The organism is Rhodococcus koreensis, from assembly GCF_017068375.1.
GTDB lineage: Bacteria > Actinomycetota > Actinomycetes > Mycobacteriales > Mycobacteriaceae > Rhodococcus_F > Rhodococcus_F koreensis.
Genome location: NZ_CP070609.1, coordinates 7,731,446 through 7,752,511, shown reverse-complemented (window position 1 = coordinate 7,752,511; position 21,066 = coordinate 7,731,446). Strand labels below are relative to the sequence as shown.

Here is a 21,066-nt window from a genome sequence, read left to right as displayed (position 1 = left end):
CCTCAGACGAGTTCGCGGACCAGGACGGTGAGCTCGACACCGGGGACGGGCGCCCAATTGCGGTCGGGCACAGGCACGAACCCGTTGCGGTCGTAGATGCGGCGGGCGTCTTCCATGTCGGACTGGGTCGACATCACGACCGCGCGGTCGCCGCGGTCGTAGGCCGTGTCGAGCACGTGCCGCACGAGCGCCGACCCGACGCCGGAACCGCGGGCGTCGGGTGACACGGCGAGCATCCGGAATTCGAGTTCCCCCGGCTGCGCGACGTCGGCGTACGGGGACGCCGGTTCCGCGATCGTGACGGAACCCACGACCCGGCCCTCCAACACCGCCACCCGGACCTCCGCCTTGTCCGCTCGTTCAGCGGTGTCGCGCAACCGGTTCGTGTACGGATCGTGTGCCTCGACGTGTCCGCCGCCCACGTAGGCGATCACCGTGAGGTCGCTGACGGCCTCGTACTCGTCCGGTGTCGCATTCCGAATCTCGATCATGTCCAGAACTATGACAGGACAGCTCACGCCGCCCAAAACTCGAGTGTGAGGTTCCCGTCACACTCCGGAATCCGCGACCGCGTCCGGTCCCCCCTCCAGCAGTCGACGGAACCCGTCCTCGTCGAGGACCGGCACACCGAGTTCGACGGCCTTGTCGTGCTTCGACCCCGGGGATTCGCCGGCCACCACGAACGCCGTCTTCTTCGACACCGAACCCGCGGCCTTGCCGCCCCGGACGAGGATCGCCTCCTTCGCCTGGTCGCGGGAGAACGTCTCGAGCGAACCCGTGACGACGATCGACAGGCCCTCGAGGTTGCGCGGAATCGATTCGTCGCGTTCGTCTTCCATGCGCACACCGGCCGCCGACCACTTGTCGACGATCTGCCGGTGCCAGTCGACGCCGAACCATTCGACGACGGCCGCGGCGATGGTGCCGCCGACCCCGTCGACCGCCGCGAGTTCCTCGACGGAGCTCTCCCGGATCCGGTCGAGCGACCCGAACTCGCCCGCGAGCGCCCGCGCCGCCGTCGGACCGACGTGGCGGATCGACAGGGCGACCAGCACCCGCCACAGCGGCTTGTCCTTGGCGGTATCGAGATTGTCGAGCAGCCTGCGGCCGTTGGCCGACAACCCGCCGGCCTTGGTCCGGAAGAGCGTCGTCTTCAGCAGATCGTCCTCGGTGAGCGAGAACAGGTCGCCTTCGTCGCCGATCGCCTTCGCTTCGAGCAGGCTCGTCGCGGCCTCGTAGCCGAGCACCTCGATGTCGAACGCACCGCGGCCCGCGACGTGGAACACACGTTCCCGGAGTTGCGCGGGGCAGTACTGCTGATTGGGGCAGCGAATATCCGCGTCGCCCTCCTTGGCGGGAGCGAGCGGCGTGTCGCACTCCGGGCAGTTCGCCGGCATCACGAACTCGTATTCGTCGCCGGTCCTGGCGTCGACCACGGGCCCGAGGACCTCGGGAATCACGTCGCCGGCCTTGCGCAGCACCACCGTGTCGCCGATCAGCACGCCCTTGCGTTTGACCTCGGAGCCGTTGTGCAGGGTGGCGAGGGAGACGGTGGATCCGGCGACGGTGACCGGCTCCATGTAGGCGAACGGAGTGACCCGGCCGGTGCGGCCGACGTTGACCCGGATGTCGAGGAGCTTGGTGGTGGCCTCCTCCGGCGGGTACTTGTACGCGATCGCCCAGCGCGGCGCCCGCGACGTGGACCCCAGCCGGCGTTGCAGCGACGTCTCGTCGACCTTGACCACCAGACCGTCGATCTCGTGCTCCACGTCGTGCCGGTGCTCGCCCCAGTACTGCACCCTGTCCACGACGGCGTCCGCGCCCGTGACGCGGACGGTGTGGGTCGACACGGGCAGGCCCCACGCCGCCAGCGCCGTGTACGCGTCGTACTGGGAGGCCGGCTCGAATCCTTCGCTCCGGCCGAGGCCGTGGCAGATCATCCCGAGGCGCCTGCGGGCCGTGACGGCCGGATTCTTCTGCCGCAGTGACCCGGCCGCGGAGTTCCGGGGATTCGCGAACGGCGCCTTGCCCTCCTCGACGAGCGCCGCGTTGAGTGCCGCGAAGTCCTCGAGCCGGAAGAACACCTCGCCGCGCACCTCGAGGAGCGCCGGAACCGGGTATTCGTCTGTGCCGGTGAGTTTTTCCGGGATATCGTCGATGGTCCGGGCGTTGAGCGTCACTTCCTCACCGGTCCGGCCGTCGCCGCGGGTGGCGGCGCGGACGAGTCTGCCGTTCTCGTACACCAGGTTCAGCGCGACGCCGTCGATCTTCACCTCGCACAGGTAGTGCAGGTCGGGGCCGGTCTCCTGCTCCACCCGGCTGATCCAGGTGCGCAGTTCATCGGTCGCGAAGACGTTGTCGAGGCTCAGCATCCGCTCGAGGTGGTCGGCGGAGGCGAAGTCGGTGGCGAATCCGCCGCCGACGAGCTGAGTCGGCGAATCCGGCGTCCGCAGGTCGGGGTACTGGTTCTCGAGGTCGTTCAGCTCGCCCAACAGCACGTCGAACTCTCCGTCGGAGATGATGGGCGCGTCGCGGACGTAGTAGCGGAACTGGTGCTGCCGCACTTCCTCGGCCAGCTCGTTCCAGTGCTCCCGGACGTGTCCGGGGGCCGGTGTCGGGGCTTCGGTCGATTCACTCACCATCGAAGATTAACCGGTCCGGCCGACACCGAACGCCGTACTCAGAGTGATTCGGGGTCGTCGGTGAACGCGCTGCTCACCTCGGCGCAGAACTTCAGCGCGTCGCGGCTCCAGGAGCCGTCGGCGCCCGCGAGTCCGCAGGCCGGTGTCACGGCGACCTGGGTCCGCAGCGTCGTGCGCGGAAATCCGAGCCGGTCGATCAGCGTCACCGCAGGTCGGGCGAGGTCGCGCCAGGTGGCGGGCACGGCGGGAGCGGTGGTCGGGATCAGCCCCAGCGCCAGCTCCTTGCCCGCGTCGAGCAACTCGCCGATGCCGTCCAGGTCCGAAGGCGCCAGCTGCGACACGTCCAGACCGACCGCGCGCGCACTGCTGCGCCGCAGCAGGTCCGTGGGCAGGTCCGCGGAGCAGCAGTGCACCATGGTCACTCCGCCGGACCCGGCGAGGGCGGCCTCGAGCACGGCGAGAGCCTCCGGCTCCGGCATCGCCCGCACGGTCTCGAGCCTCGACCGACCGGACAGCGTGCCCGCCAGCACAGCTGGCAGTCGTGGCTCGTCGAACTGGATCAGCACCTGCGCACCGAGACGCCGAGTGACCTCCGCGGCATGCCGCGCGAGTCCTTCCCCCAGCGATTCGGCGAAATCGCGCACCGCACCGGGGTCGGTGAGCACGCGCCTTCCGGTGCCGAGTTCCACCTCGGCCGCCAGCGTGAGAGGACCGACCGACTGCACCTTCACCACGTGATCGGCCCCGACGAGGCCCGCACTCTCCCACGCTTCCTCGAGCGCGTCGAGGTCCTGGTTCAGGAAGTCGGTCGCCCGCTTGGCCACCGAGCCGCGACGCTGCACCACGCGGTAGGCGGACGTGGACACGTCCAGTTGCAGATCCACGAGCAGGGCGCTGGCGCGGCCGATCATGTCGGCGCCGAGCCCGCGGGCGGGCAGCTCCACCAGGTGCGGGAGCCTGCCGAGCTCGCCGAGGACGACGGTGGCGGCTTCACGCGGGTCCGCTCCGGGCCACGAGCCGACGCCGGTGACGCCACCGGCCAATGAAATATCCTGCGTCACTGCGTGTTCGGATGCGCGTCGGTGCCCGAGATGGTTCCGCTGCCCAGCACGATGTCGCCCGCCGGGTCGGTCCGATACAGAACGACGGCCTGCCCCTTCGCCACACCGGTGAGCGGTTCGCGCAGCGAGATGCGAATACCTCCGTCGACGGCTTCCGCCACCGCCTCGGCGAGTCCGCCGTGCGCGCGCACCTGGACGGTGCATTCGACCGGTCCGGCCGGCGCGCTCCCGGACGTCCACACGGCGCGGTCCGCGCTGATCGCGTGCACTTCGAGGTTGCGTGCCGAACCGACACGGACGGTGCCGGTTTCGGGTTCGATCGACGTCACGTACCGCGGCTGCCCGTCGGCCGCGGGGCCCTGGACGCCGAGGCCCTTCCGCTGTCCGATCGTGAACCCGTGCACGCCTTCGTGTTCCGCGAGCACCTCACCCGAATCGGCGTCGACCACACTGCCCGGACGGACACCGATGTGGGCGCCGAGGAATGCCCGGGTGTCACCGGACGGGATGAAGCAGATGTCGTGGCTGTCGGGCTTGTTCGCCACGGCGAGACCGCGTTCGGCGGCCTCTTCCCGGATCCGGTCCTTCGGGGTGTCGCCGACGGGGAACATCGCCCGCGACAGCTGCTCGGCCGTCAGAACACCGAGCACGTACGACTGGTCCTTGTCCGCGTCGACGGCCCGGCGCAGCACACCGTTGTCGAGCTGCGCGTAGTGACCGGTGGCCACCGCGTCGAACCCTAGGGCGATCGCGCGGTCCGCGAGCGCAGCGAACTTGATCTTCTCGTTGCACCGCAGGCACGGGTTGGGGGTCTCCCCCGCCGCGTAGGACGCCACGAAGTCGTCGATCACGTCTTCCTTGAAGCGGTCGGCGAAATCCCAGACGTAGAACGGGATTCCGAGCACGTCCGCGGCACGCCGGGCGTCACCGGCATCTTCCTTGGAGCAGCAGCCCCGGGAACCGGTGCGCAGCGTGCCCGGCTCGGCGGAGAGTGCGAGATGCACACCCACCACGTCGTGTCCGGCAGCGACTGCCCGTGCCGCCGCCACGGCGGAATCGACGCCGCCGCTCATGGCCGCCAGTACTCGCATCAACGATTCCCTCCACGCGCTCCGACACCGGCGAGCCCGGCGGCGCGGGCCCGCTCCACAACTTGCGGCAGTGCCGCGATGACTGCATCCACGTCCGCGACCGTCGACGTGTGCCCGAAGGAGAAGCGCAACGATCCGCGCGCGGTCGCGGCCTCCACGCCCATCGCGGTCAGGACGTGGCTGGGGCGGGCGACACCGGCGGTACACGCCGAACCGGTCGAACACTCGATCCCGGCGGCGTCGAGCAGCATCAGCAGCGAATCGCCCTCGCAACCGGGGAACGTGAAGTGGGCGTTGCCCGGCAGTCGCGCGCTGCCCACCGGACCGTTCAGCACGGCGTCCGGGACGATCTCCCCGACGCGCTCGATGAGGCGGTCGCGCAGGACGGACAGGTCCGCGGCGCGGGAGTCGAGGTTCGTGGTCGCGTCGCGCAGCGCCGCCGCCATGCCGACGACACCGGCGGTGTCCGGGGTGCCCGAACGCAGGTCGCGTTCGTGTCCCCCGCCGTGCAGCAACGGCACACACGGCACCTGCCGTCCCAGCAGGAGTGCACCGACACCCTGCGGTCCGCCGACCTTGTGCGCGGCGATGCTCAGCGCGGACAGCCCGCTGGCAGCAAAGTCCACGGGGATGTGCGTGACGGCCTGGACGGCGTCGCTGTGCATGGGCACACCGAACTCGGCCGCCACCGCGGCGAGTTCGGTGATCGGCATGATCGTGCCGATCTCGTTGTTGGCCCACATGATCGTCACCAGGGCGGTTTCGTCCGCATGGACGGCGAGTTCGTCGCGCAGCGCCTGCGGCGACACCCGGCCCAGTTCGTCGACGGGCAGCCACGTGACCTGTGCGCCCTCGTGCTTCTCGAGCCACTCCACCGCGTCGAGCACCGCATGATGCTCGACGGCACTGGCCAAAATCCGCACCCGTCCGGGGTCGGCGTCACGCCGCGCCCAGAAGATGCCCTTGACCGCGAGGTTGTCGCTCTCGGTGCCACCGGAGGTGAAGATGACCTCGGACGGCCTGGCGCCGAGGTCGGCGGCGATGGACTCGCGGGCCTCCTCGATGCGACGGCGGGCGGCGCGCCCGGAACCGTGCAGCGAGGACGCATTGCCCACGGTACTGAAGATGTCGGTCATCGCCCGGACGGCCGCCGGCACCATGGGAGTGGTGGCTGCGTGGTCCAGGTAGACGGGGTGATCGGCACTGCGGGCAGAGGTCATGACGTGACCAGGATAGCTCAGGCGACGAGACGCTCCGCCGCCTCGATGTCCGCAGCCGCCGCCCCGACCGCACTCTGCAGCGGATCGACGATGTCGTGCGCTGCGAGATCGATGCGTTCGTCGCCTCGGGCGGCGCGTTCGCATCGGGCCGCCAGATCGCGGCGGCACTCCCCCGGATACTCGATCGGCGCCAGCCGGACCTCGGCGTTGACGCCCTTCTGACGGATGATGCGCCGGATCGACCGGCCGATCGTCTCCTCGCCCACGAAGCACGGCCCGGTCGTCAGTTCCCCGCCCCGTCCGGTGTATCGCAGCGAGATCGGCTGAACCGGGCACTCCGCGTCGATCGCCGCCTGGAACAGCGCGGGCCGGAATCCGCCGTACGCCCGTCCACACCATGTGGTGCCCTCGGGGAACGCCACGACTCGTTCGCCGTCGCGCAGCCTGCCCGCCGTCGTCGCCACCGTGCCCGGGAGCGCCCGCAGGCTCTGCCGTTCGATCGGGACGACCCGCATCCGCCGGGCGAGCGAACCCAGCACCGGCCAGTCCAGCAGATCGCCGCGGGCGACGAAGTTCGCCGGTGCGAGCGCGCTGAGCACCAGCACGTCGGTCCAGGACACGTGGCCGGCCACCACCAGAAGCCCGCCGTCGTGCCGACGCTTTCCTCGGTGATCGACCACGACGAGGCGAATTCCCACGCAGCGCAACAGCATCGCCGCGTACCGACGCTGCAGACCGGTCCGCCACGACCGCGGCAGCAACCATCCTGCGGTCAGGAGCGGCGCCGTCGCCAGCGCCGACACCACGAGGCACCACCGCACGACCACGGTCGGGATCGACACGGCGTTCGCCTCCGCGGGCAGGCATCCCGCGCCGCACGGACTCGACGGCATCCACGAATGCACGGGCACTGCGGCCGTCTCCGGCACCGCGGCGCTCATGCCTGCGCCCCCGCCTCGAAAGTGGCCGAAGCCGAACGCAGGCGGTCGAGGTACCGCTCGTTCGCGCCGTGCAGTCCCTGCAGGGCGACGAAGTCGGCGACACCGAATTCCGGGTCGTGCGCGGGCTCGCCGCACACCTTGGCGCCGAGGCGCAGATATCCCCGGAGCAGCGGCGGCAGGACCGGGCGGGCGGGCGGGTCGATCTCGTCGAGTGATCGCCCGTCGACGCGCACCGGGTTCCTGGGCACGGCCCGGGAGGCCGGGTCGCTGCCGTACTTGCGGAGCAGCAGATCACGCACGCCGCGGACGTTGGAACCGGCCACCTCGTCCGGGTGCTCCCGCATCGGCACGGAGACGCAGCCCATCACCCACTCGTATCCGGTCAATTGCAGGTAGTGGAGGATCCCGGCCCACATCAGGCTCAGGACCGAACCGGAACGGTGATCGGGGTCGACGCACGCCCGGCCCATCTCGACGATGCGGTTGCCGACGGGATCGAGTGCCGAGATGTCGAATTCGGTGGCGGTGTAATAGCCGCCGGCCTGGGAGGCGGCGTCGGGCGGGAGCATGCGATAGCACCCGACGAATTCGCCGGTCTCCTCGTGCCGAACGAGGAGGTGGTCGCAGAAGTCGTCGAACCGGTCGGCGTCGAGGGCATCCGCGTGTGCGGGGACGGAGAATCCGGGTTCGGAGGCGAACACGCGGTAGCGCAGCCGCTGGGCTGCCACGCGGTGTTCGCGGTCGGACGAGACGACCAGGGAGTATCGGGGCGCGGTTACAACAGAATCGGCGGTCTCACTCGGTGCGCGGAGAACTGACGAAGTTGTCATGGCGCAGGTTTACCGAGCAGGGGCGGCGTGGGGGCATCGCCCGGGTGTCGTGTCGATGCAGCCCGGATGAACGACGGAAGATACGACGGCGGCCCCGCTCCCTCGAAGGGAACGGGGCCGCCGTCGGTCGACAATCAGCCCTTGTGGGCCTTGACTGCCTCGGTGAGCTGCGGCGCAACCTTGAACAGGTCGCCGACGATGCCGTAGTCCGCGATCTCGAAGATCGGGGCTTCCTCGTCCTTGTTCACGGCGACGATGGTCTTCGACGTCTGCATACCGGCGCGGTGCTGGATGGCACCGGAGATGCCGAGCGCGATGTACAGCTGCGGGGAGACCGTCTTACCGGTCTGACCGACCTGGAACTGGCCCGGGTAGTAGCCCGAGTCGACCGCGGCACGCGAAGCACCGACAGCGGCACCCAGCGAATCTGCGAGTTCCTCGACGACGGTGAACTTGTCGGCGCTGCCGACACCGCGACCACCGGAGACGACGACCGTCGCCTCGGTGAGCTCCGGGCGGTCGCCACCGACGATCGGATCACGCGAGGTGATCTTGACGGCGCCCTCGTCCTGGGCCGGAACCTCGACGGAAACCTTCTCGCCTGCACCGGCTTCGGGCTTCGCCTCGATGGCGCCCGGGCGGACCGAGATGACCGGGACGTCGCCGTTGGCCTTCGCCTCGACGGTGAACGCGCCACCGAAGATGGAGTGCACGGCACTGCCGTCGGACTTCACGTCGACGACGTCGACGAGCAGGCCGGAGCCGATGCGGGCAGCAAGACGTCCGGAGACCTCCTTGCCCTCGACGCTGGCGGCGGTGATCACCGCGGCCGGAGCTGCCGACTCGACGAGCGACGCGAGTACGTCGACCTTCGGGGTGATCAGGTAGCCGTCGATGTCATCCGACTCGGCGACGTAAATCTTGGCCGCGCCTGCGGCGGCGAGGCCCTCGGCGAGCTTGTCGGCGGTACCGGCGGGACCGGTGACCACTGCGGCCGGCTCACCGAGCGCGCGAGCGGCGGTGATGAGTTCGGTGCTGACCTTCTTGAGCGCACCCTCTGCGTGCTCGACGAGCACCAGTACTTCTGCCATGTCTAACTCTCCCTGTGTGTGTCTGCTGGTCTGTAGAGGGGCGCGATCAGATGATCTTCTGGCCCACGAGGTAGGCAGCGATCTTGCTGCCGCCGTCGCCCTCGTCGACGATGCGCTCACCAGCGGTACGCGGGGGCTTGGGGGTGGAGGCGGTGACGGTGGTGCCCGCGTTGGCGACACCGACGGTCTCCGGGTCGACACCGAGGTCGGCCAGCGTGTAGACGAGAACTTCCTTCTTCTTCGCGGCCATGATGCCCTTGAAGGAGGGGAAGCGGGGCTCGTTGATCTTCTCGGTGACGCTGACGATGGCCGGCAGGCTCGCCTCGAGGCCGAAGAGACCCTCGTCGGTCTCGCGCTCGCCGGTGACGGTGCCGTCGGTGACCGTGAGCTTGCGCAGCTGCGTGAGCTGCGGGATGCCCAGGTACTCGGCGATGATGGCCGGAACGGCGCCGACGCGGCCATCGGTGGCCTCGTTACCGGCGATGATCAGGTCGGCAGGTTCTTCGTTCTCGAACGTGATCTGTCCGAGCGCCGCGGCCAGCGTCCACGCGGTCTGCACCGCGTCGGAGCCGTGGAGGGCCGGGTCGTTGATGTGCACTGCCTTGTCGGCACCCATGGACAGGGCCTTGCGGATGGCGTCGGTGGCGCGGTCCGGACCTGCGGAGAGGACGGTCACCTCGCCGCCCTGAGCCTCCTTGATCAGGAGCGCTTCTTCGACGGCGCGCTCGTTGATCTCGTCGAGCACTGCATCGGCGGCCTCGCGGTCAAGCGTGTAGTCGCCGTCGGTCAGCTTGCGCTCGGACCACGTGTCGGGGACCTGCTTGATCAAAACAACGATGTTCGTCATGGGTCTTCGTCGACCTCCTGTGTGTTCTTGCGTGGTTATCGTGAGTCGCTCCGCGTGGGCCGAGCTCTCGCCTTCGATATTTCGTCGCACGATTGCTCTGCGACAGATTACCCCACGCTAAGTTACCCATCGGTAACTTGCGTGAAAGTCTCGTTCACCATAACGGCCGAAACCGCATTTCACCGCTGTGATGTAGACCACCTGGACGAGCGACCTTGCCGGGGGCACTAACCTCGCACCGGTGAGCGAATCATTTGTCGGCGACCGCGAGGACGCACCACTGCCCCTCACGGGCGAGCGGACCGTGCCCGGTATCCCCGAGGAGAACTACTGGTTCCGGCGGCACGAGGTCGTCTACCGCGACCTCCTCCCCCGCTGCGCGGGACGCCGGGTACTCGAGGCCGGATCCGGAGAAGGCTACGGCGCCAACATGATTGCCGATGTGGCACAGGGCGTTACCGGACTCGACTACGACATCTCCGCCGTCGAACACGTCCGCGCGCGGTACCCCCGGGTCGAAATGCTGCACGGCAATCTCGCGGAGCTTCCCCTCGGCGACGAATCCGTCGACACCGTCGTCAATTTTCAGGTGATCGAACACCTGTGGGACCAGGCCCAATTCCTGCGCGAGTGCTTCCGGGTGCTGACCCCCGGAGGGGAACTGCTCGTCAGCACACCCAACCGCATCACGTTCTCGCCGGGCCGCGACACGCCGCTGAATCCGTTCCACACCCGCGAACTCGACGCGGCCGAGCTGACCGAACTGCTCGAGGAGGCCGGATTCACCGTCGCCCTCATGACCGGCGTGCACCACGGCACGCGGCTGAAGGCCCTCGACACGAAGCACGGCGGCTCGTTCATCGGCGCGCAGATCGACCGTGCACTCGCCGGCGAACCGTGGCCCGAGGAACTGACCCGCGACGTCGAGGGCATCACCGTCGACGATTTCGCACTGCACGAAGGCGACATCGACGACAGCCTCGACCTGGTGGCCATCGCGGTGAAGGATCCTGTTCGGTGACCGAATCCGACAACCGCACCGGAGCGGGCGAAGCGACGGAACCGGGCATGTTCTGCCTGGTCCTGCACTCCCACCTGCCCTGGCTTGCCAACCACGGCCGCTGGCCCGTCGGCGAGGAATGGCTCTACCAGTCGTGGGCGGCGTCGTACCTCCCCCTCACCGCGATGTTGCGGCGGCTGTCCGACGAGGGTCGCTCGCATCTGCTGACCCTCGGCATCACCCCCGTTCTCGCAGCTCAGCTCGATGACCCGCACTGCCTCGCCGGGATGCACCACTGGCTCGGGAACTGGCAGATCCGCGCGCACGAGGCGGCAGGCATGCCCGACGACGCGCACCGCGAACTCGGTGCGCGCGAACACCGTGCGTCCGCCGCCGCCCTCGCCGACTTCGAGGTGCGCTGGCGCCACGGCGGCTCGCCAGTGCTGCGGGACCTCCTCGACCGAGAGTCGTTCGAACTGCTCGGCGGTCCGCTCGCCCACCCGTTCCAGCCGCTGCTCGATCCGCGGTTGCGGTCGTTCTCCCTCCGCGAGGGGCTCGCCGACGCCGCCGCCCGGTGGAACTGCACGCCGACAGGTATCTGGGGGCCCGAATGCGGGTACACCCCCGGCATGGAGACCGGATACGCCGAGGCCGGCGTCACGCATTTCATGGTCGACGGTCCCGCGCTGCGCGGCGACACCTCCCTCGGCCGGCCGGTCCGGGAGTCGGACGTGGTCGCGTTCGGACGCGATCTGCAGGTCAGCTACCGGGTGTGGTCGCCGAAGTCGGGTTACCCCGGCCACGGCGCCTATCGCGACTTCCACACGTACGACCACGCCACGGGACTCAAACCGGCCCGGGTCACCGGCCGCACGGTCGACTCGGCCGACAAGGCGCCGTACGACCCCGCCCTCGCGTCGGCGGCGGTCGACCGGCACGTGGCCGACTTCGTCGCCACCGTCCGCAAGCGGCTGCGCGACGAATCCGGCCGCATCGACCGGCCCGCACTCGTCGTCGCCGCGTTCGACACGGAACTGTTCGGGCACTGGTGGCACGAGGGCCCCGAATGGCTCGAGAAGGTGCTGCGCGCGCTGCCCGAGGCCGGGATCCGGGTCGGCACCCTCGACGACGCCCGCAGCCAGGGCTACGTCGGCGAACCCGTCCAGCTCGAGAACTCGTCGTGGGGATCCGGCAAGGACTGGCGGGTGTGGGCCGGCGATCAGGTCGCGGACCTGGTGCAACTCAACTCCGAGGTGGTCGGGACCGCACTCGATACCGTCGACAAGACCCACGACCACGACGCCGCCCCCGGACGTCCCGCGCTGCGAAACCGCGTGAACGACCAGATGCTGCGCGAGGCACTGATGACGGTGTCGAGCGACTGGGCGTTCATGGTCAGCAAGGATTCGGCGGCCGGGTACGCCCGCGACCGGGCACACAAGCACGCGCACGCCACCCGTGAGATCGCCGCCGCCGTGTCGGCGGGCAAGGAAGCGGCCGCGAGCAGACTCGCAGAGGGATGGAACCGCGCCGACGGCCTGTTTCCCGGGCTCGACGCGCGACGTCTGCCCGCCGGGGACCACCGGCTGACGGGCACCGAGGGAGGGGCGTCGTGAAGATCCTGATCGTGTCGTGGGAGTACCCACCCGTCGTGGTCGGCGGCCTCGGCCGCCACGTGCACCACCTGGCCACCGAACTCGCTGCCGCCGGACACGAAGTGGTGGTGCTGTCGCGGCGGCCGTCGGGCACCGACGCGTCGACCCATCCCACCGTCACCCACATCGAGGACGGCGTCCTGGTGGTCGCCGTCGCCGAGGACCCCGCGCACTTCGTGTTCGGCGAGGACATGCTCGCGTGGACGCTCGCGATGGGGCACGCGATGGTGCGGGCCGGCGTCGCACTGCACAAGCCGGGTGTCGGGGAAGGCTGGCATCCGGACGTGGTGCACGCGCACGACTGGCTGGTGGCGCATCCGGCCATCGCGTTGGCCGAATTCTACGACGTCCCTTTGGTTTCCACGCTCCACGCCACTGAAGCCGGACGGCACAGCGGCTGGGTGTCCGGTCGGATCAACCGGCAGGTGCATTCGGTGGAATGGTGGCTGGCCAACGAATCCGACGCGCTCATCACGTGTTCCGCGTCGATGCAGGACGAGGTGACCGCACTCTACGGTCCGCAGCTCCCGCCGATCACGGTGATCCGCAACGGAATCGACCTCACCACGTGGAGCTTCCGCGAGCGTGCGCCACGGTCCGGACCGCCGAAACTGCTGTTCGTCGGCCGCCTCGAATACGAGAAGGGCGTGCAGGACGCCATCGCCGCGCTCCCCCGCATCCGCCGCAGCCACCCCGGCACGACGCTGTCGATCGCCGGGGAGGGCACCCAGTTCACCTGGCTCTATCAGCAGGCCCGCACGCATCGCGTCGCCCGTGCCGTGAACTTCCTCGGCAACCTCGACCACGTCGAACTGCTCGGGTGGCTGCACGGCGCCGACGCCATCGTCCTGCCCAGCCGGTACGAGCCGTTCGGCATCATCGCGCTCGAGGCCGCCGCCTCCGGAACCCCCCTCGTCGCGTCCACCGCTGGCGGTCTCGGTGAAGCGGTCGTCGACGGCGAAACCGGCATGTCGTTCCAGCCGGGCGACGTCACCGGACTCACGTCCGCGGTCCGGGAGGTCCTCGACGACCCGGCCGGGGCGCAACAGCGTGCAGTCGCCGCCCGCGACCGCCTCACCGCCGATTTCGACTGGCACAAGGTGGCCGAGGAGACCGTCCACGTCTACGCGGGCGCCAAACGTCGCGTGCGGCATCCGCTGGCGCGGCCGGAGATTCCCGAGCGCCCCCTGCCCGGACGCTGAGCCTGGCGCTGACCGGGCGAATGTACCGTTCGGCGCGTTCGGTGCGCGAGCGATACATTCGCCGCTCAGTTCGTGCGGGCCCGCCTGATCCGGATCGGACCCCGAGCCGAGTCCGGATCCACCACATCACCCTTCTGGGTGATCTCGACTTCGCCGGCGGCGGCCAGACGCCGCGCGGCCTCCCGCACCGACTCCATGAGGGGCCGCCAGTCGCCGGGGGCGACGGCTCGCGCGACGTCCGACGGGCAAATGCTCGCGGTGTCGGCCCGGGCGTCGAGGAGCGCCCGGATGCGGTCCTCGAGTTCGCCGTCCGCCGAGGTCATGCTGCCGACTATGCCACCGCGCCGCTCAGTTCTCCTGCGCCGCCTTCTTGCGAGCGATGTCTTCGAGGGCCGCGATGTACTTCGCGCGGTCCGCCGCGCCCGCCTCCCACTCCGCCTTGCGGTTCTTCACGGCCTTGGCCGGCGACCCGACGGCAATGCTGAAATCGGGGATATCGCCCTTCACGACGGCGTGCGCACCGAGAACGCAGCCGCGCCCCACGCGCGTGTTGCGCAGGACCGTCACCTTGGCCGCCACCCACGTGTCGGGACCGATGCGGACCGGGCCCTTCACGATGCCCTGATCTTTGATCGGGACATTCACGTCGTCCATGCGGTGGTCGAAGTCGGTGATGTAACACCAGTCCGCCACGAGCGTCGACGCACCGATCTCGATGTCCAGGTACGTGTTGACGACGTTGTCCTTGCCGAACACCACCTTGTCGCCGATGCGCAGCGAACCCTCGTGGCAGCGGATGGCGTTGCCGTCGCCGATGTGCACCCACCGGCCGATCTCGAGCCGGGACAGGTCGGGGGTCGAATGGATCTCCACCCGCTTGCCGAGGAACACCATGCCGCGCAGGATCACGTGCGGGTTGGCGAGCTTGAATTTCGCGAGCCGGTAGTACCGCACCAGGTACCACGGCGTGTACGCCTTGTTCGCCAGCACCCATCGCAGCGAGGCGCGTGTCAGGAAGCGGGCCTGCTCGCTGTCGCTCCGCCGGGATCCTCGCCACCTCGTACGCAACGGTGCGCCCCACATGCTCGTCATAGCCTGTCAGCCTACGTTCACCGCCCGTACCCCCGTTCGGGTGCGTCCGGACTCCGACACCGCCATCGGGGTGTGACGCTGGCCCCGCCTCGGGGCGTGTGCTCGGCCCCGCCTCGGGGCGTGTGCTCGGCCCCGCCTCGGGGCGTGTGCTCGGCCCCGCCTCGGGGCGTGTGCTCGGCCCCGCCTCGGCGGGATAGTCTCTGGGCCGAGCGTTATCGAAGACGAGGAGATGTAATGCGGCGGGTCCTACGTTCGTCAGTACTGGCGCTGGCGACGATCTCGACTGTCGTCCTCAGCGGCTGCAGCAGCGGACCGCAGGTCGACGACATCTTCTCGGCAGGCGGGTGGCCCGGCATGCACGCCGACGCCCGCAACAGCGACACCAGCCCCGTCACCGGTTCCCGCGACCTCTCCTTCGCATGGTCGCGCCCGCTCGGCGGCCCTGTCGCGAACTACGCGTCCGTGGCGGCGAGCGGCCAGATCTTCGTCACCGCGCGCACCGAGAAGGGCTGCAACCTCTTCTCCTACCAGATGGACAGCGGCCGCAAACGCTGGTGCCGGCAACTCGCCCCCGGCGCCGTGGCGTCCACACCGGTCGTCGACGGCGCCGCCAACGTGTACGTCGGCGAGGACGGCGCCATCAACTCGTTCAACGAGTACGGCCAGCTGCGTTGGCGCACACCGGTGGTCGGGACCCCGCTGTCCGCGCAGTTCACCGGCGACGGCAACCTCCTCTTCATCACCCAGCTCGGCCAGATCAACGTCGTGAACACGCAGAACGGCCAGAAGGTCGTGGCGCCCTACGATCTCGTGCCGCCGCCCTCCCCCGTCGACGGTGCCAACATCGACATCCTCCCCGACGACAAGGGCCTCCGCGGCTGCTTCTTCGGCGCCCCCGACTGCCCGGTGGCGAACATGCCCGCCATCGACCTCGAGTCCGGCAAGTTCTACTTCACGCTCTTCGCGCCCGGCGCACCCCAGGCCGAACTCGTCGCGATGAAGTACTCCGGCGGCGACAACCCGGCGATCACCCAGGAATGGTCCAGCGACACTCTGCCGGGCGGCAGCGCGTCCAGCCCCGACCTGTCGGCCGACGGCTCCGTCGTCTACGCCAACGACAACTGGGGAACGATGTGGGCGATCGACTCGGCGACCGGTGATCCGAAGTGGAGCTACGACATCGGGTACGCCGCGGCAGGCAGCCCGTCGACGTCCGCGGACGGTCTGATCATCCCCGCCGGTGGTCCCGACGGCCACCTGCTGGCACTGCAGGACAAGGGCGATCACGCCGAACTCGTCTGGGAGCGGAAGGATCTGCTGCAGCTGGGTGTCCCGGTGCAGACGGCCGGGTCCACCGGGTACGCGGTGGTCCGCGAGGGCACGGACGGACTGGCGATGCTCACGTTCGACACCGGAACCGGCGAAACCCTCGACCAGGAGACCCTGCCCGGGGCGAAGGGGTTCACGGTCGGCACGTCCGTCGGGCCGAAGGGCGAAGTGCTCACGCCCACCCTGCTCGGGGAGCTGTTCGTCCTCCGCTGACCCGTGAGTACTTCTTAACCGCGGGCGGTTGAGAAGTACTCACGGGCGCGAAGCGCAAATGAAGGCGACGCCGGCCCGGCCGATCCGCGTGATCACCACACTGAGCGAACGGCTTCCACGCAGCTTCAGCTTGGGCCGCAGGACCGCGGGGTCGACGTCGACGCCGCGCACCAGGATTTCCGCCACACCGCAATCGTGACGGGCCAGTTCCTGCCGCAGCGACTTCTCCGAATACTTCACCTGGTCGAGGATGCGGAAGCCCCGCACGCCGTCAGGAACGGAATCGCCGGTGAGATAGGCGATCCGGGGATCCAGCTGCCACAGTCCGTGCCGGGCCGCGTAATGCCGCACCAGGCCCGCGCGCACGACGGCGCCGTCCGGGTCGACGATCCATTCCCCCGGCGCGCGTTCGGGGATGTCGTCGTCCTCGGCGTCCGTCACCGTCCACGCGGTTCCGTCGGAGCCGAGGACGCTCGCCCGCCGCGTGACACCGGCGCCGGACAGCCCCGGCGACCACAGGCAGGCCTCGCGCACACCGCCGTCGAGGGACACCACCTCCACCTCGCCGTCCCAGCCGAGCCGGTCGAAATCGAGTCCGGGGGCGCACTTCACGGCCAGATCGCGTCCGCGGTACGCGTCGATCAGATCGGGGAGCGGCGGTTCCAGCGCGGCGGGATCGTGCGTGCGCCTGCCACCGGACCGTCGCGCCGGATCCGCGAGCACGACGGTGCCGCGGGTGCACGGGACGAGCGCGTCGGCGCGCACAACCGTCGCCCCAGGAACGTTGTGCCGCGCCATCAGGAGGCGGACGGGGTCGAGGTCGCTGCCGATCACCGTCGCCGCCGTCCCGACCACCGCGTCGAGTTCGGCACCGATCGAGCAGGTGACGTCGTGGACGTTCCGGTCCGACAGCCGCGACGCACGATGTGCGGCGACCGCACGCGGCGTCGCCTGTTGCAGAGCGTCGTCGGTGAAGAACCAGTTTTCGGTGCCGGGTAGTTTGGCGGCCGCCTTCCGTCGCAGCAGCACGGTCTCCACCAGCAACGCCACGTGTGAGCCGAAACGTGTACGCGCCCGGCCGATGTCGGCCAGGCGCGTCGACGCGGTCAGGGCGAGGGCGTCCACTTCCGCGAGAGCGTCTGCCCCGTCCGCACTCTGCAGGAACTCCACGTCCCCGGGAGTGAACGCATAACCCAATTCAGTTGCCGGGCTTCACGCCGGTGATCATGACGTTGTAGAAGAATCCACGCGGCACCACGTGCCGGAGAAGCTTCTCGTCGACCCAACTGAGCGTCTTCCATCCGGTGAACGCGAAACGTCCCCAGCCCCAGCCCAGCTTCTCCGGGGGCACCGCGGCCTCGAACGTGCGGACGGGCCACCCGAGCAGAGCGGCGGCGAATTCCTCGGTGGCCGCGTGAACCTGCTCGGCGCCTGCCGACTTCGCGATCTTCTCGAGGTCGCTCGGATCGAATGTGTGGAGGTCGACGACGGCCTCGAGCGCAGCCGCGCGCGAGGACTCGTCCAGTTCCGCCTGCGGGCGACGCCAGTCGGCGAGGAACGGCAACTTGGTGACCCGGGTGGTGACCTCCCACGTCGCGCGACCCAGCCAGCGGGCGTAGAAGTTGCCGATCGTGGTCGGCTCACCGGCGAACACGAAACGCCCGCCCGGCTTGAGGACGCGCAGAACCTCGCGCAGCGACTGCTCGACGTCCGGGATGTGGTGCAGGACCGCGTGTCCCACGACGAGGTCGAACGTGTCGTCCTCGTACGGGATGGTCTCGGCGTCGGCGACGCGGCCGTCGACGGACAGTCCGAGACCCTCGGCGTTGCGGAGCGCGACCTTCACCATGCCGGGCGACAGGTCGGTGACCGAACCGGTCTTCGCGACTCCGCCCTGCATCAGGTTGAGGAGGAAGAATCCGGTGCCGCAGCCCAGTTCGAGCGCCCGCTCGTAGGGCAGCGGCTGATCGCCCGCGACGGCGTCGAAACGTCCGCGCGCGTAGTCGATGCACCGCTCGTCGTACGAGATCGACCACTTCTCGTCGTACGTCTCGGCTTCCCAGTCGTGGTACAGCACCTGGGCCAGTTTGGTGTCCTTCAGCGCAGCCTGGACCTCTTCGGCGGTGGCGTGCGGATGAGGAGCTGGGTCGTCATGGGCGCTTGCAGTCATGCGGCAAATCCTACTCGCTGGTAAGAGTGAACAGGTTCTAGTTTCGGGCTTCAGACTACTCGCCCGTGAACTGAGCCTTACCCGGGCCGTTCTCGATGAACGATTCCATCCCGATCTTGCGGTCCCGGGTGGCGAACAGCGCGGTGAACAGCTGACGCTCCACCGCCAGCCCGGTGCCCAGGTCGACGTCCAGCCCGCGGTCGACGGCCGCCTTGGCCGCGGCCAGTGCGCGGCCCGCCCCCTTCGTGAACTGCGACGCCCAGGTGCGTGCCGCCTCGTACACGTCGTCCGGCGCCACGACCTCGTCGACCAGACCGATCGCCAGGGCCTCCTCGGCGTCGACGAACCGGCCCGTGAACAGCAGATCCTTGGCCTTCGACGGTCCGATCAGCCGGGCAAGACGCTGGGTGCCACCGCCTCCGGGAATGATGCCGAGCAGGATCTCCGGCACGCCGAGCTTCGCGTTGTCGCCCACGATGCGCCGATCGGCCGACAGCGCAACCTCCAGGCCGCCGCCGAGCGCGTACCCCGTGATGGCGGCAACGGTGGGCTTCGGAATCTCGGAGACCGCCGCGAGGTCGGACTGCAGGTCGCCGATCACGTCGGCCATCTGCCCGAACGTCATCTCGGACATTTCCTTGACGTCCGCGCCCGCGGCGAAGACCTTCTCGCCGCCGTAGACGATGACGGCCTTCACGTCGGAATTGACGGTCGCCTCTCGCGCAGCCGCCCGCAACTCCTGCTGAACCTGACGGTTCAGAGCGTTCATCGGGGGGCGCGCGAGCCGGATCGTGCCGATGCCTTCGGATACCTCGAGGGTGACAAACTCAGCCATGAGGCAAAAGGCTACTTGTCTGCCTCCGACCCGGTTTCGCGGCCCGCCCCATCGCGATCAGCCGCGTGACGCCCACGGATGCGGACCGGCTTCGTAGTAGCCGTCCTGTCCCGGGAACTCGACGCGGAGCTGCTCCTCGCCGGTGATCAGCGTCGGCAGGATCACCGGGATCTCGGGCTCCGCGGCCAGCACGTCCGCGACCGACCCGAACGCGCTGAGCGCCGTGAGCTGACTCCACGTCGGCGGCAGCAGGATGCTTCCGCCGCCCTGCCAGTGCGCGAGCGCCGCGGCCGGACTCTGCCACTGCACCTCCTCGGCCTCGGACGTCGCGCCGTCCGCGATCTGGCCGTGCGGCGATGCGGCGACGAAGAAGCGCGTGTCGTAGCGGCGACCCTCGCCGACCGGGGTGATCCAGTTGGCCCAGGGCCGCAGCAGATCGGCCCGCAGGACGAGGTTCTCGCGTTTGAGGAAGTCGCTGAACGACAGTTCGCGTGTCTCGAGCTGCGTACGGGCCTGGGCGTACCGCGACGTATCCGCCACGACCGTGTCCGCGCTCGGTCCCGCGAGGAGCACGCCACATTCCTCGAACGTCTCGCGCACCGCCGCGCACACGAGCGCCTTCGCGCGCGCCGCGTCGGTGGAGAACCGCCCGGCCCACCAGTCGACGGACGGTCCCGCCCAGTCGACCTCGGCCTCGGCGTCGGACGGGTCGACGCCGCCGCCGGGGAACACGGTCATTCCGCCGGCGAACGCCATCCCCTTCACCCGGCGGAGGAGGAACACCTCGATGCCGGACGCCGCGGCACCTGCCGCGGCGTCACGGATGAGAATGACGGTGGACGCGTCCTTGGGCGCCACGTCGGTACTGTCGCGGGGCGTCTGCTCTTGCTTCGAGACCATGCCTCGGAACCTACGCCGACGGGTGACGCGCGTCGCAGTCGGTCCCCGGTCCTCAGCCTCTCCGATGCGCGCCGGGGACGCGGGTCCGCCGCGCGAAGAACCGGCCGTCCACCTTGTCCAGGCTGATGGACTGGCTGAACGCCTCGCTGAGGTTCTCGGCCGTGATGACCTGGTCCAAGAGCCCCTGCGAGACCACCGCCCCCTCCTTGAGGAGCATGGCGTGGGTGAATCCCGGCGGGATCTCCTCGACGTGGTGGGTGATGAGGACCGTCGCGGGGGCGTCGGGGTCGGCGGCGAGGTCGGTGAGGCGCGCGACCAGTTCCTCGCGCCCACCGAGGTCGAGACCGGCGGCGGGCTCGTCGAGCAGCAGCAGTTCCGGGTCGGTCATCAGCGCACGGGCGATGAGGACGCGCTTGCGCTCGCCCTCGGACAGCGTGCCGTAGGTGCGCTTGGCGAGGTGTTCGGCGCCGAGGCTCTCGAGCATCTCTACGGCACGATCGGTATCCATGTCGTCATAACGCTCACGCCACCGCCCGAGCACCGCGTAGCCGGCGGAGACGACGAGATCGCTCACGACCTCCTCGGACGGCACCCGGTTGGCGAGCGCCGAGGAGGACAGTCCGATCCGCGGCCGGAGTTCGTTGATGTCGACGCGGCCGAGCCGCTCACCGAGGAGGTAGGCGCTTCCGCTCGTGGGATGCAGTTCGGCGGCCGCGATGCGGAGCAACGACGTCTTCCCTGCCCCGTTCGGCCCGAGGACGACCCATCGTTCGTCGAGTTCCACCTTCCAGGTGACCGGGCCCACCAGAGTGTTGCCCCCGCGGCGGAGGAGAACGTCGTCGAATTCGATGAGGAGATCAGGATCAGGTTCATGCACGGACCCATCTTCCCGCACATCTTCCGGGCATTCACGGCAGGATCAGTTGCGTGTCGCCTCACATCGATCC

20 protein-coding genes are annotated in these 21,066 nt (G+C 69.4%); 4 read left to right on the top strand and 16 right to left on the bottom strand.

Translation table 11 applies throughout. The features are described 5' to 3' along the window. Positions 1-2: 2 nt before the first annotated feature. The 9 genes from JWS14_RS35095 to JWS14_RS35055 form a co-directional block, all read right to left on the bottom strand. Positions 3-491, bottom strand: a complete 489-nt coding sequence (locus tag JWS14_RS35095) for a GNAT family N-acetyltransferase (protein WP_072937736.1) — start codon at positions 489-491, stop codon at positions 3-5. A gap of 57 nt (positions 492-548) precedes the next feature. Then, positions 549-2,639, bottom strand: coding sequence for an NAD-dependent DNA ligase LigA (gene ligA, locus JWS14_RS35090; RefSeq protein WP_072937800.1), 2,091 nt, complete (start codon positions 2,637-2,639; stop codon positions 549-551). A gap of 41 nt (positions 2,640-2,680) precedes the next feature. After that, positions 2,681-3,703, bottom strand: coding sequence for a methionine synthase (locus tag JWS14_RS35085; protein WP_072937735.1), 1,023 nt, complete (start codon positions 3,701-3,703; stop codon positions 2,681-2,683). Next, complete coding sequence (gene mnmA / locus JWS14_RS35080; RefSeq protein WP_072937734.1) at positions 3,700-4,794, bottom strand: tRNA 2-thiouridine(34) synthase MnmA; 1,095 nt, start codon at positions 4,792-4,794, stop codon at positions 3,700-3,702. Before mnmA ends, JWS14_RS35085 begins: the two co-directional genes overlap by 4 nt. After that, entirely contained in the window at positions 4,794-6,014 is a 1,221-nt protein-coding gene (locus JWS14_RS35075; RefSeq protein WP_072937733.1) for a cysteine desulfurase family protein, read from the bottom strand. The genes mnmA and JWS14_RS35075 overlap by 1 nt, the downstream gene beginning before the upstream one ends. A 17-nt stretch (positions 6,015-6,031) precedes the next feature. Continuing rightward, entirely contained in the window at positions 6,032-6,955 is a 924-nt protein-coding gene (locus JWS14_RS35070; RefSeq protein WP_072937732.1) for a lysophospholipid acyltransferase family protein, read from the bottom strand. Further along, entirely contained in the window at positions 6,952-7,785 is an 834-nt protein-coding gene (locus JWS14_RS35065; RefSeq protein WP_072937731.1) for a GNAT family N-acetyltransferase, read from the bottom strand. The genes JWS14_RS35070 and JWS14_RS35065 overlap by 4 nt, the downstream gene beginning before the upstream one ends. A gap of 134 nt (positions 7,786-7,919) precedes the next feature. Next, complete coding sequence (locus JWS14_RS35060) at positions 7,920-8,876, bottom strand: electron transfer flavoprotein subunit alpha/FixB family protein (RefSeq protein WP_072937730.1); 957 nt, start codon at positions 8,874-8,876, stop codon at positions 7,920-7,922. A gap of 46 nt (positions 8,877-8,922) precedes the next feature. Next, entirely contained in the window at positions 8,923-9,723 is an 801-nt protein-coding gene (locus JWS14_RS35055; protein ID WP_072937729.1) for an electron transfer flavoprotein subunit beta/FixA family protein, read from the bottom strand. 241 nt (positions 9,724-9,964) lie between these two features. Between JWS14_RS35055 and JWS14_RS35050 the strand changes: the two genes are divergently transcribed. The 3 genes from JWS14_RS35050 to JWS14_RS35040 are packed head-to-tail and all read left to right on the top strand — an operon-like array spanning position 9,965 to position 13,580. Further along, positions 9,965-10,744 (top strand): class I SAM-dependent methyltransferase, encoded by a 780-nt coding sequence (locus JWS14_RS35050; protein WP_072937728.1) that lies wholly within the window; start codon positions 9,965-9,967, stop codon positions 10,742-10,744. Further along, complete coding sequence (locus JWS14_RS35045; RefSeq protein ID WP_174705452.1) at positions 10,741-12,339, top strand: 1,4-alpha-glucan branching protein domain-containing protein; 1,599 nt, start codon at positions 10,741-10,743, stop codon at positions 12,337-12,339. The genes JWS14_RS35050 and JWS14_RS35045 overlap by 4 nt, the downstream gene beginning before the upstream one ends. Then, positions 12,336-13,580, top strand: coding sequence for a glycosyltransferase family 4 protein (locus JWS14_RS35040; protein ID WP_072937727.1), 1,245 nt, complete (start codon positions 12,336-12,338; stop codon positions 13,578-13,580). Before JWS14_RS35045 ends, JWS14_RS35040 begins: the two co-directional genes overlap by 4 nt. A gap of 65 nt (positions 13,581-13,645) precedes the next feature. Here JWS14_RS35040 and JWS14_RS35035 read toward each other — a convergent pair whose 3' ends face one another. Together JWS14_RS35035 and JWS14_RS35030 are read right to left on the bottom strand one after the other, a co-directional pair. Further along, positions 13,646-13,903: a DUF3253 domain-containing protein gene (locus JWS14_RS35035; protein ID WP_072937726.1), complete on the bottom strand. Its 258-nt coding sequence runs from the start codon at positions 13,901-13,903 to the stop codon at positions 13,646-13,648. Positions 13,904-13,928: 25 nt separating this feature from the next. Next, positions 13,929-14,672, bottom strand: coding sequence for an acyltransferase (locus tag JWS14_RS35030; protein ID WP_072937725.1), 744 nt, complete (start codon positions 14,670-14,672; stop codon positions 13,929-13,931). Positions 14,673-14,906: 234 nt separating this feature from the next. Between JWS14_RS35030 and JWS14_RS35025 the strand changes: the two genes are divergently transcribed. After that, positions 14,907-16,214: an outer membrane protein assembly factor BamB family protein gene (locus tag JWS14_RS35025; RefSeq protein ID WP_206015265.1), complete on the top strand. Its 1,308-nt coding sequence runs from the start codon at positions 14,907-14,909 to the stop codon at positions 16,212-16,214. A 39-nt stretch (positions 16,215-16,253) separates the two neighbouring features. On the opposite strand, the gene JWS14_RS35020 is transcribed toward JWS14_RS35025, so the two are convergent. The 5 genes from JWS14_RS35020 to JWS14_RS35000 are packed head-to-tail and all read right to left on the bottom strand — an operon-like array spanning position 16,254 to position 20,996. Beyond that, on the bottom strand, positions 16,254-17,411 hold the full coding sequence (locus JWS14_RS35020) for a THUMP-like domain-containing protein (RefSeq protein WP_072937723.1): 1,158 nt from the start codon (positions 17,409-17,411) through the stop codon (positions 16,254-16,256). A 1-nt stretch (position 17,412) separates the two neighbouring features. Then, entirely contained in the window at positions 17,413-18,384 is a 972-nt protein-coding gene (locus JWS14_RS35015; RefSeq protein WP_072937722.1) for a class I SAM-dependent methyltransferase, read from the bottom strand. 55 nt (positions 18,385-18,439) lie between these two features. Then, positions 18,440-19,219, bottom strand: a complete 780-nt coding sequence (locus tag JWS14_RS35010) for an enoyl-CoA hydratase/isomerase family protein (protein ID WP_072937721.1) — start codon at positions 19,217-19,219, stop codon at positions 18,440-18,442. Positions 19,220-19,276: 57 nt separating this feature from the next. Then, positions 19,277-20,119, bottom strand: a complete 843-nt coding sequence (locus JWS14_RS35005) for an NUDIX hydrolase (protein ID WP_072937720.1) — start codon at positions 20,117-20,119, stop codon at positions 19,277-19,279. A gap of 52 nt (positions 20,120-20,171) precedes the next feature. Further along, complete coding sequence (locus tag JWS14_RS35000; protein WP_072937719.1) at positions 20,172-20,996, bottom strand: ABC transporter ATP-binding protein; 825 nt, start codon at positions 20,994-20,996, stop codon at positions 20,172-20,174. Between the last annotated feature and the right edge of the window lie 70 nt (positions 20,997-21,066).

Coding starts and splice junctions, on each gene's coding strand:
- JWS14_RS35095 (WP_072937736.1), bottom strand. CDS start 491: ATGATCGAGATTCGGAATGCGACACCGGACGAGTACGAGGCCGTCAGC.
- mnmA (WP_072937734.1), bottom strand. CDS start 4,794: ATGCGAGTACTGGCGGCCATGAGCGGCGGCGTCGATTCCGCCGTGGCG.
- JWS14_RS35075 (WP_072937733.1), bottom strand. CDS start 6,014: ATGACCTCTGCCCGCAGTGCCGATCACCCCGTCTACCTGGACCACGCA.
- JWS14_RS35070 (WP_072937732.1), bottom strand. CDS start 6,955: ATGAGCGCCGCGGTGCCGGAGACGGCCGCAGTGCCCGTGCATTCGTGG.
- JWS14_RS35065 (WP_072937731.1), bottom strand. CDS start 7,785: ATGACAACTTCGTCAGTTCTCCGCGCACCGAGTGAGACCGCCGATTCT.
- JWS14_RS35060 (WP_072937730.1), bottom strand. CDS start 8,876: ATGGCAGAAGTACTGGTGCTCGTCGAGCACGCAGAGGGTGCGCTCAAG.
- JWS14_RS35055 (WP_072937729.1), bottom strand. CDS start 9,723: ATGACGAACATCGTTGTTTTGATCAAGCAGGTCCCCGACACGTGGTCC.
- JWS14_RS35035 (WP_072937726.1), bottom strand. CDS start 13,903: ATGACCTCGGCGGACGGCGAACTCGAGGACCGCATCCGGGCGCTCCTC.
- JWS14_RS35030 (WP_072937725.1), bottom strand. CDS start 14,672: ATGACGAGCATGTGGGGCGCACCGTTGCGTACGAGGTGGCGAGGATCC.
- JWS14_RS35025 (WP_206015265.1), top strand. CDS start 14,907: ATGCGGCGGGTCCTACGTTCGTCAGTACTGGCGCTGGCGACGATCTCG.
- JWS14_RS35015 (WP_072937722.1), bottom strand. CDS start 18,384: ATGACTGCAAGCGCCCATGACGACCCAGCTCCTCATCCGCACGCCACC.
- JWS14_RS35010 (WP_072937721.1), bottom strand. CDS start 19,219: ATGGCTGAGTTTGTCACCCTCGAGGTATCCGAAGGCATCGGCACGATC.
- JWS14_RS35005 (WP_072937720.1), bottom strand. CDS start 20,119: ATGGTCTCGAAGCAAGAGCAGACGCCCCGCGACAGTACCGACGTGGCG.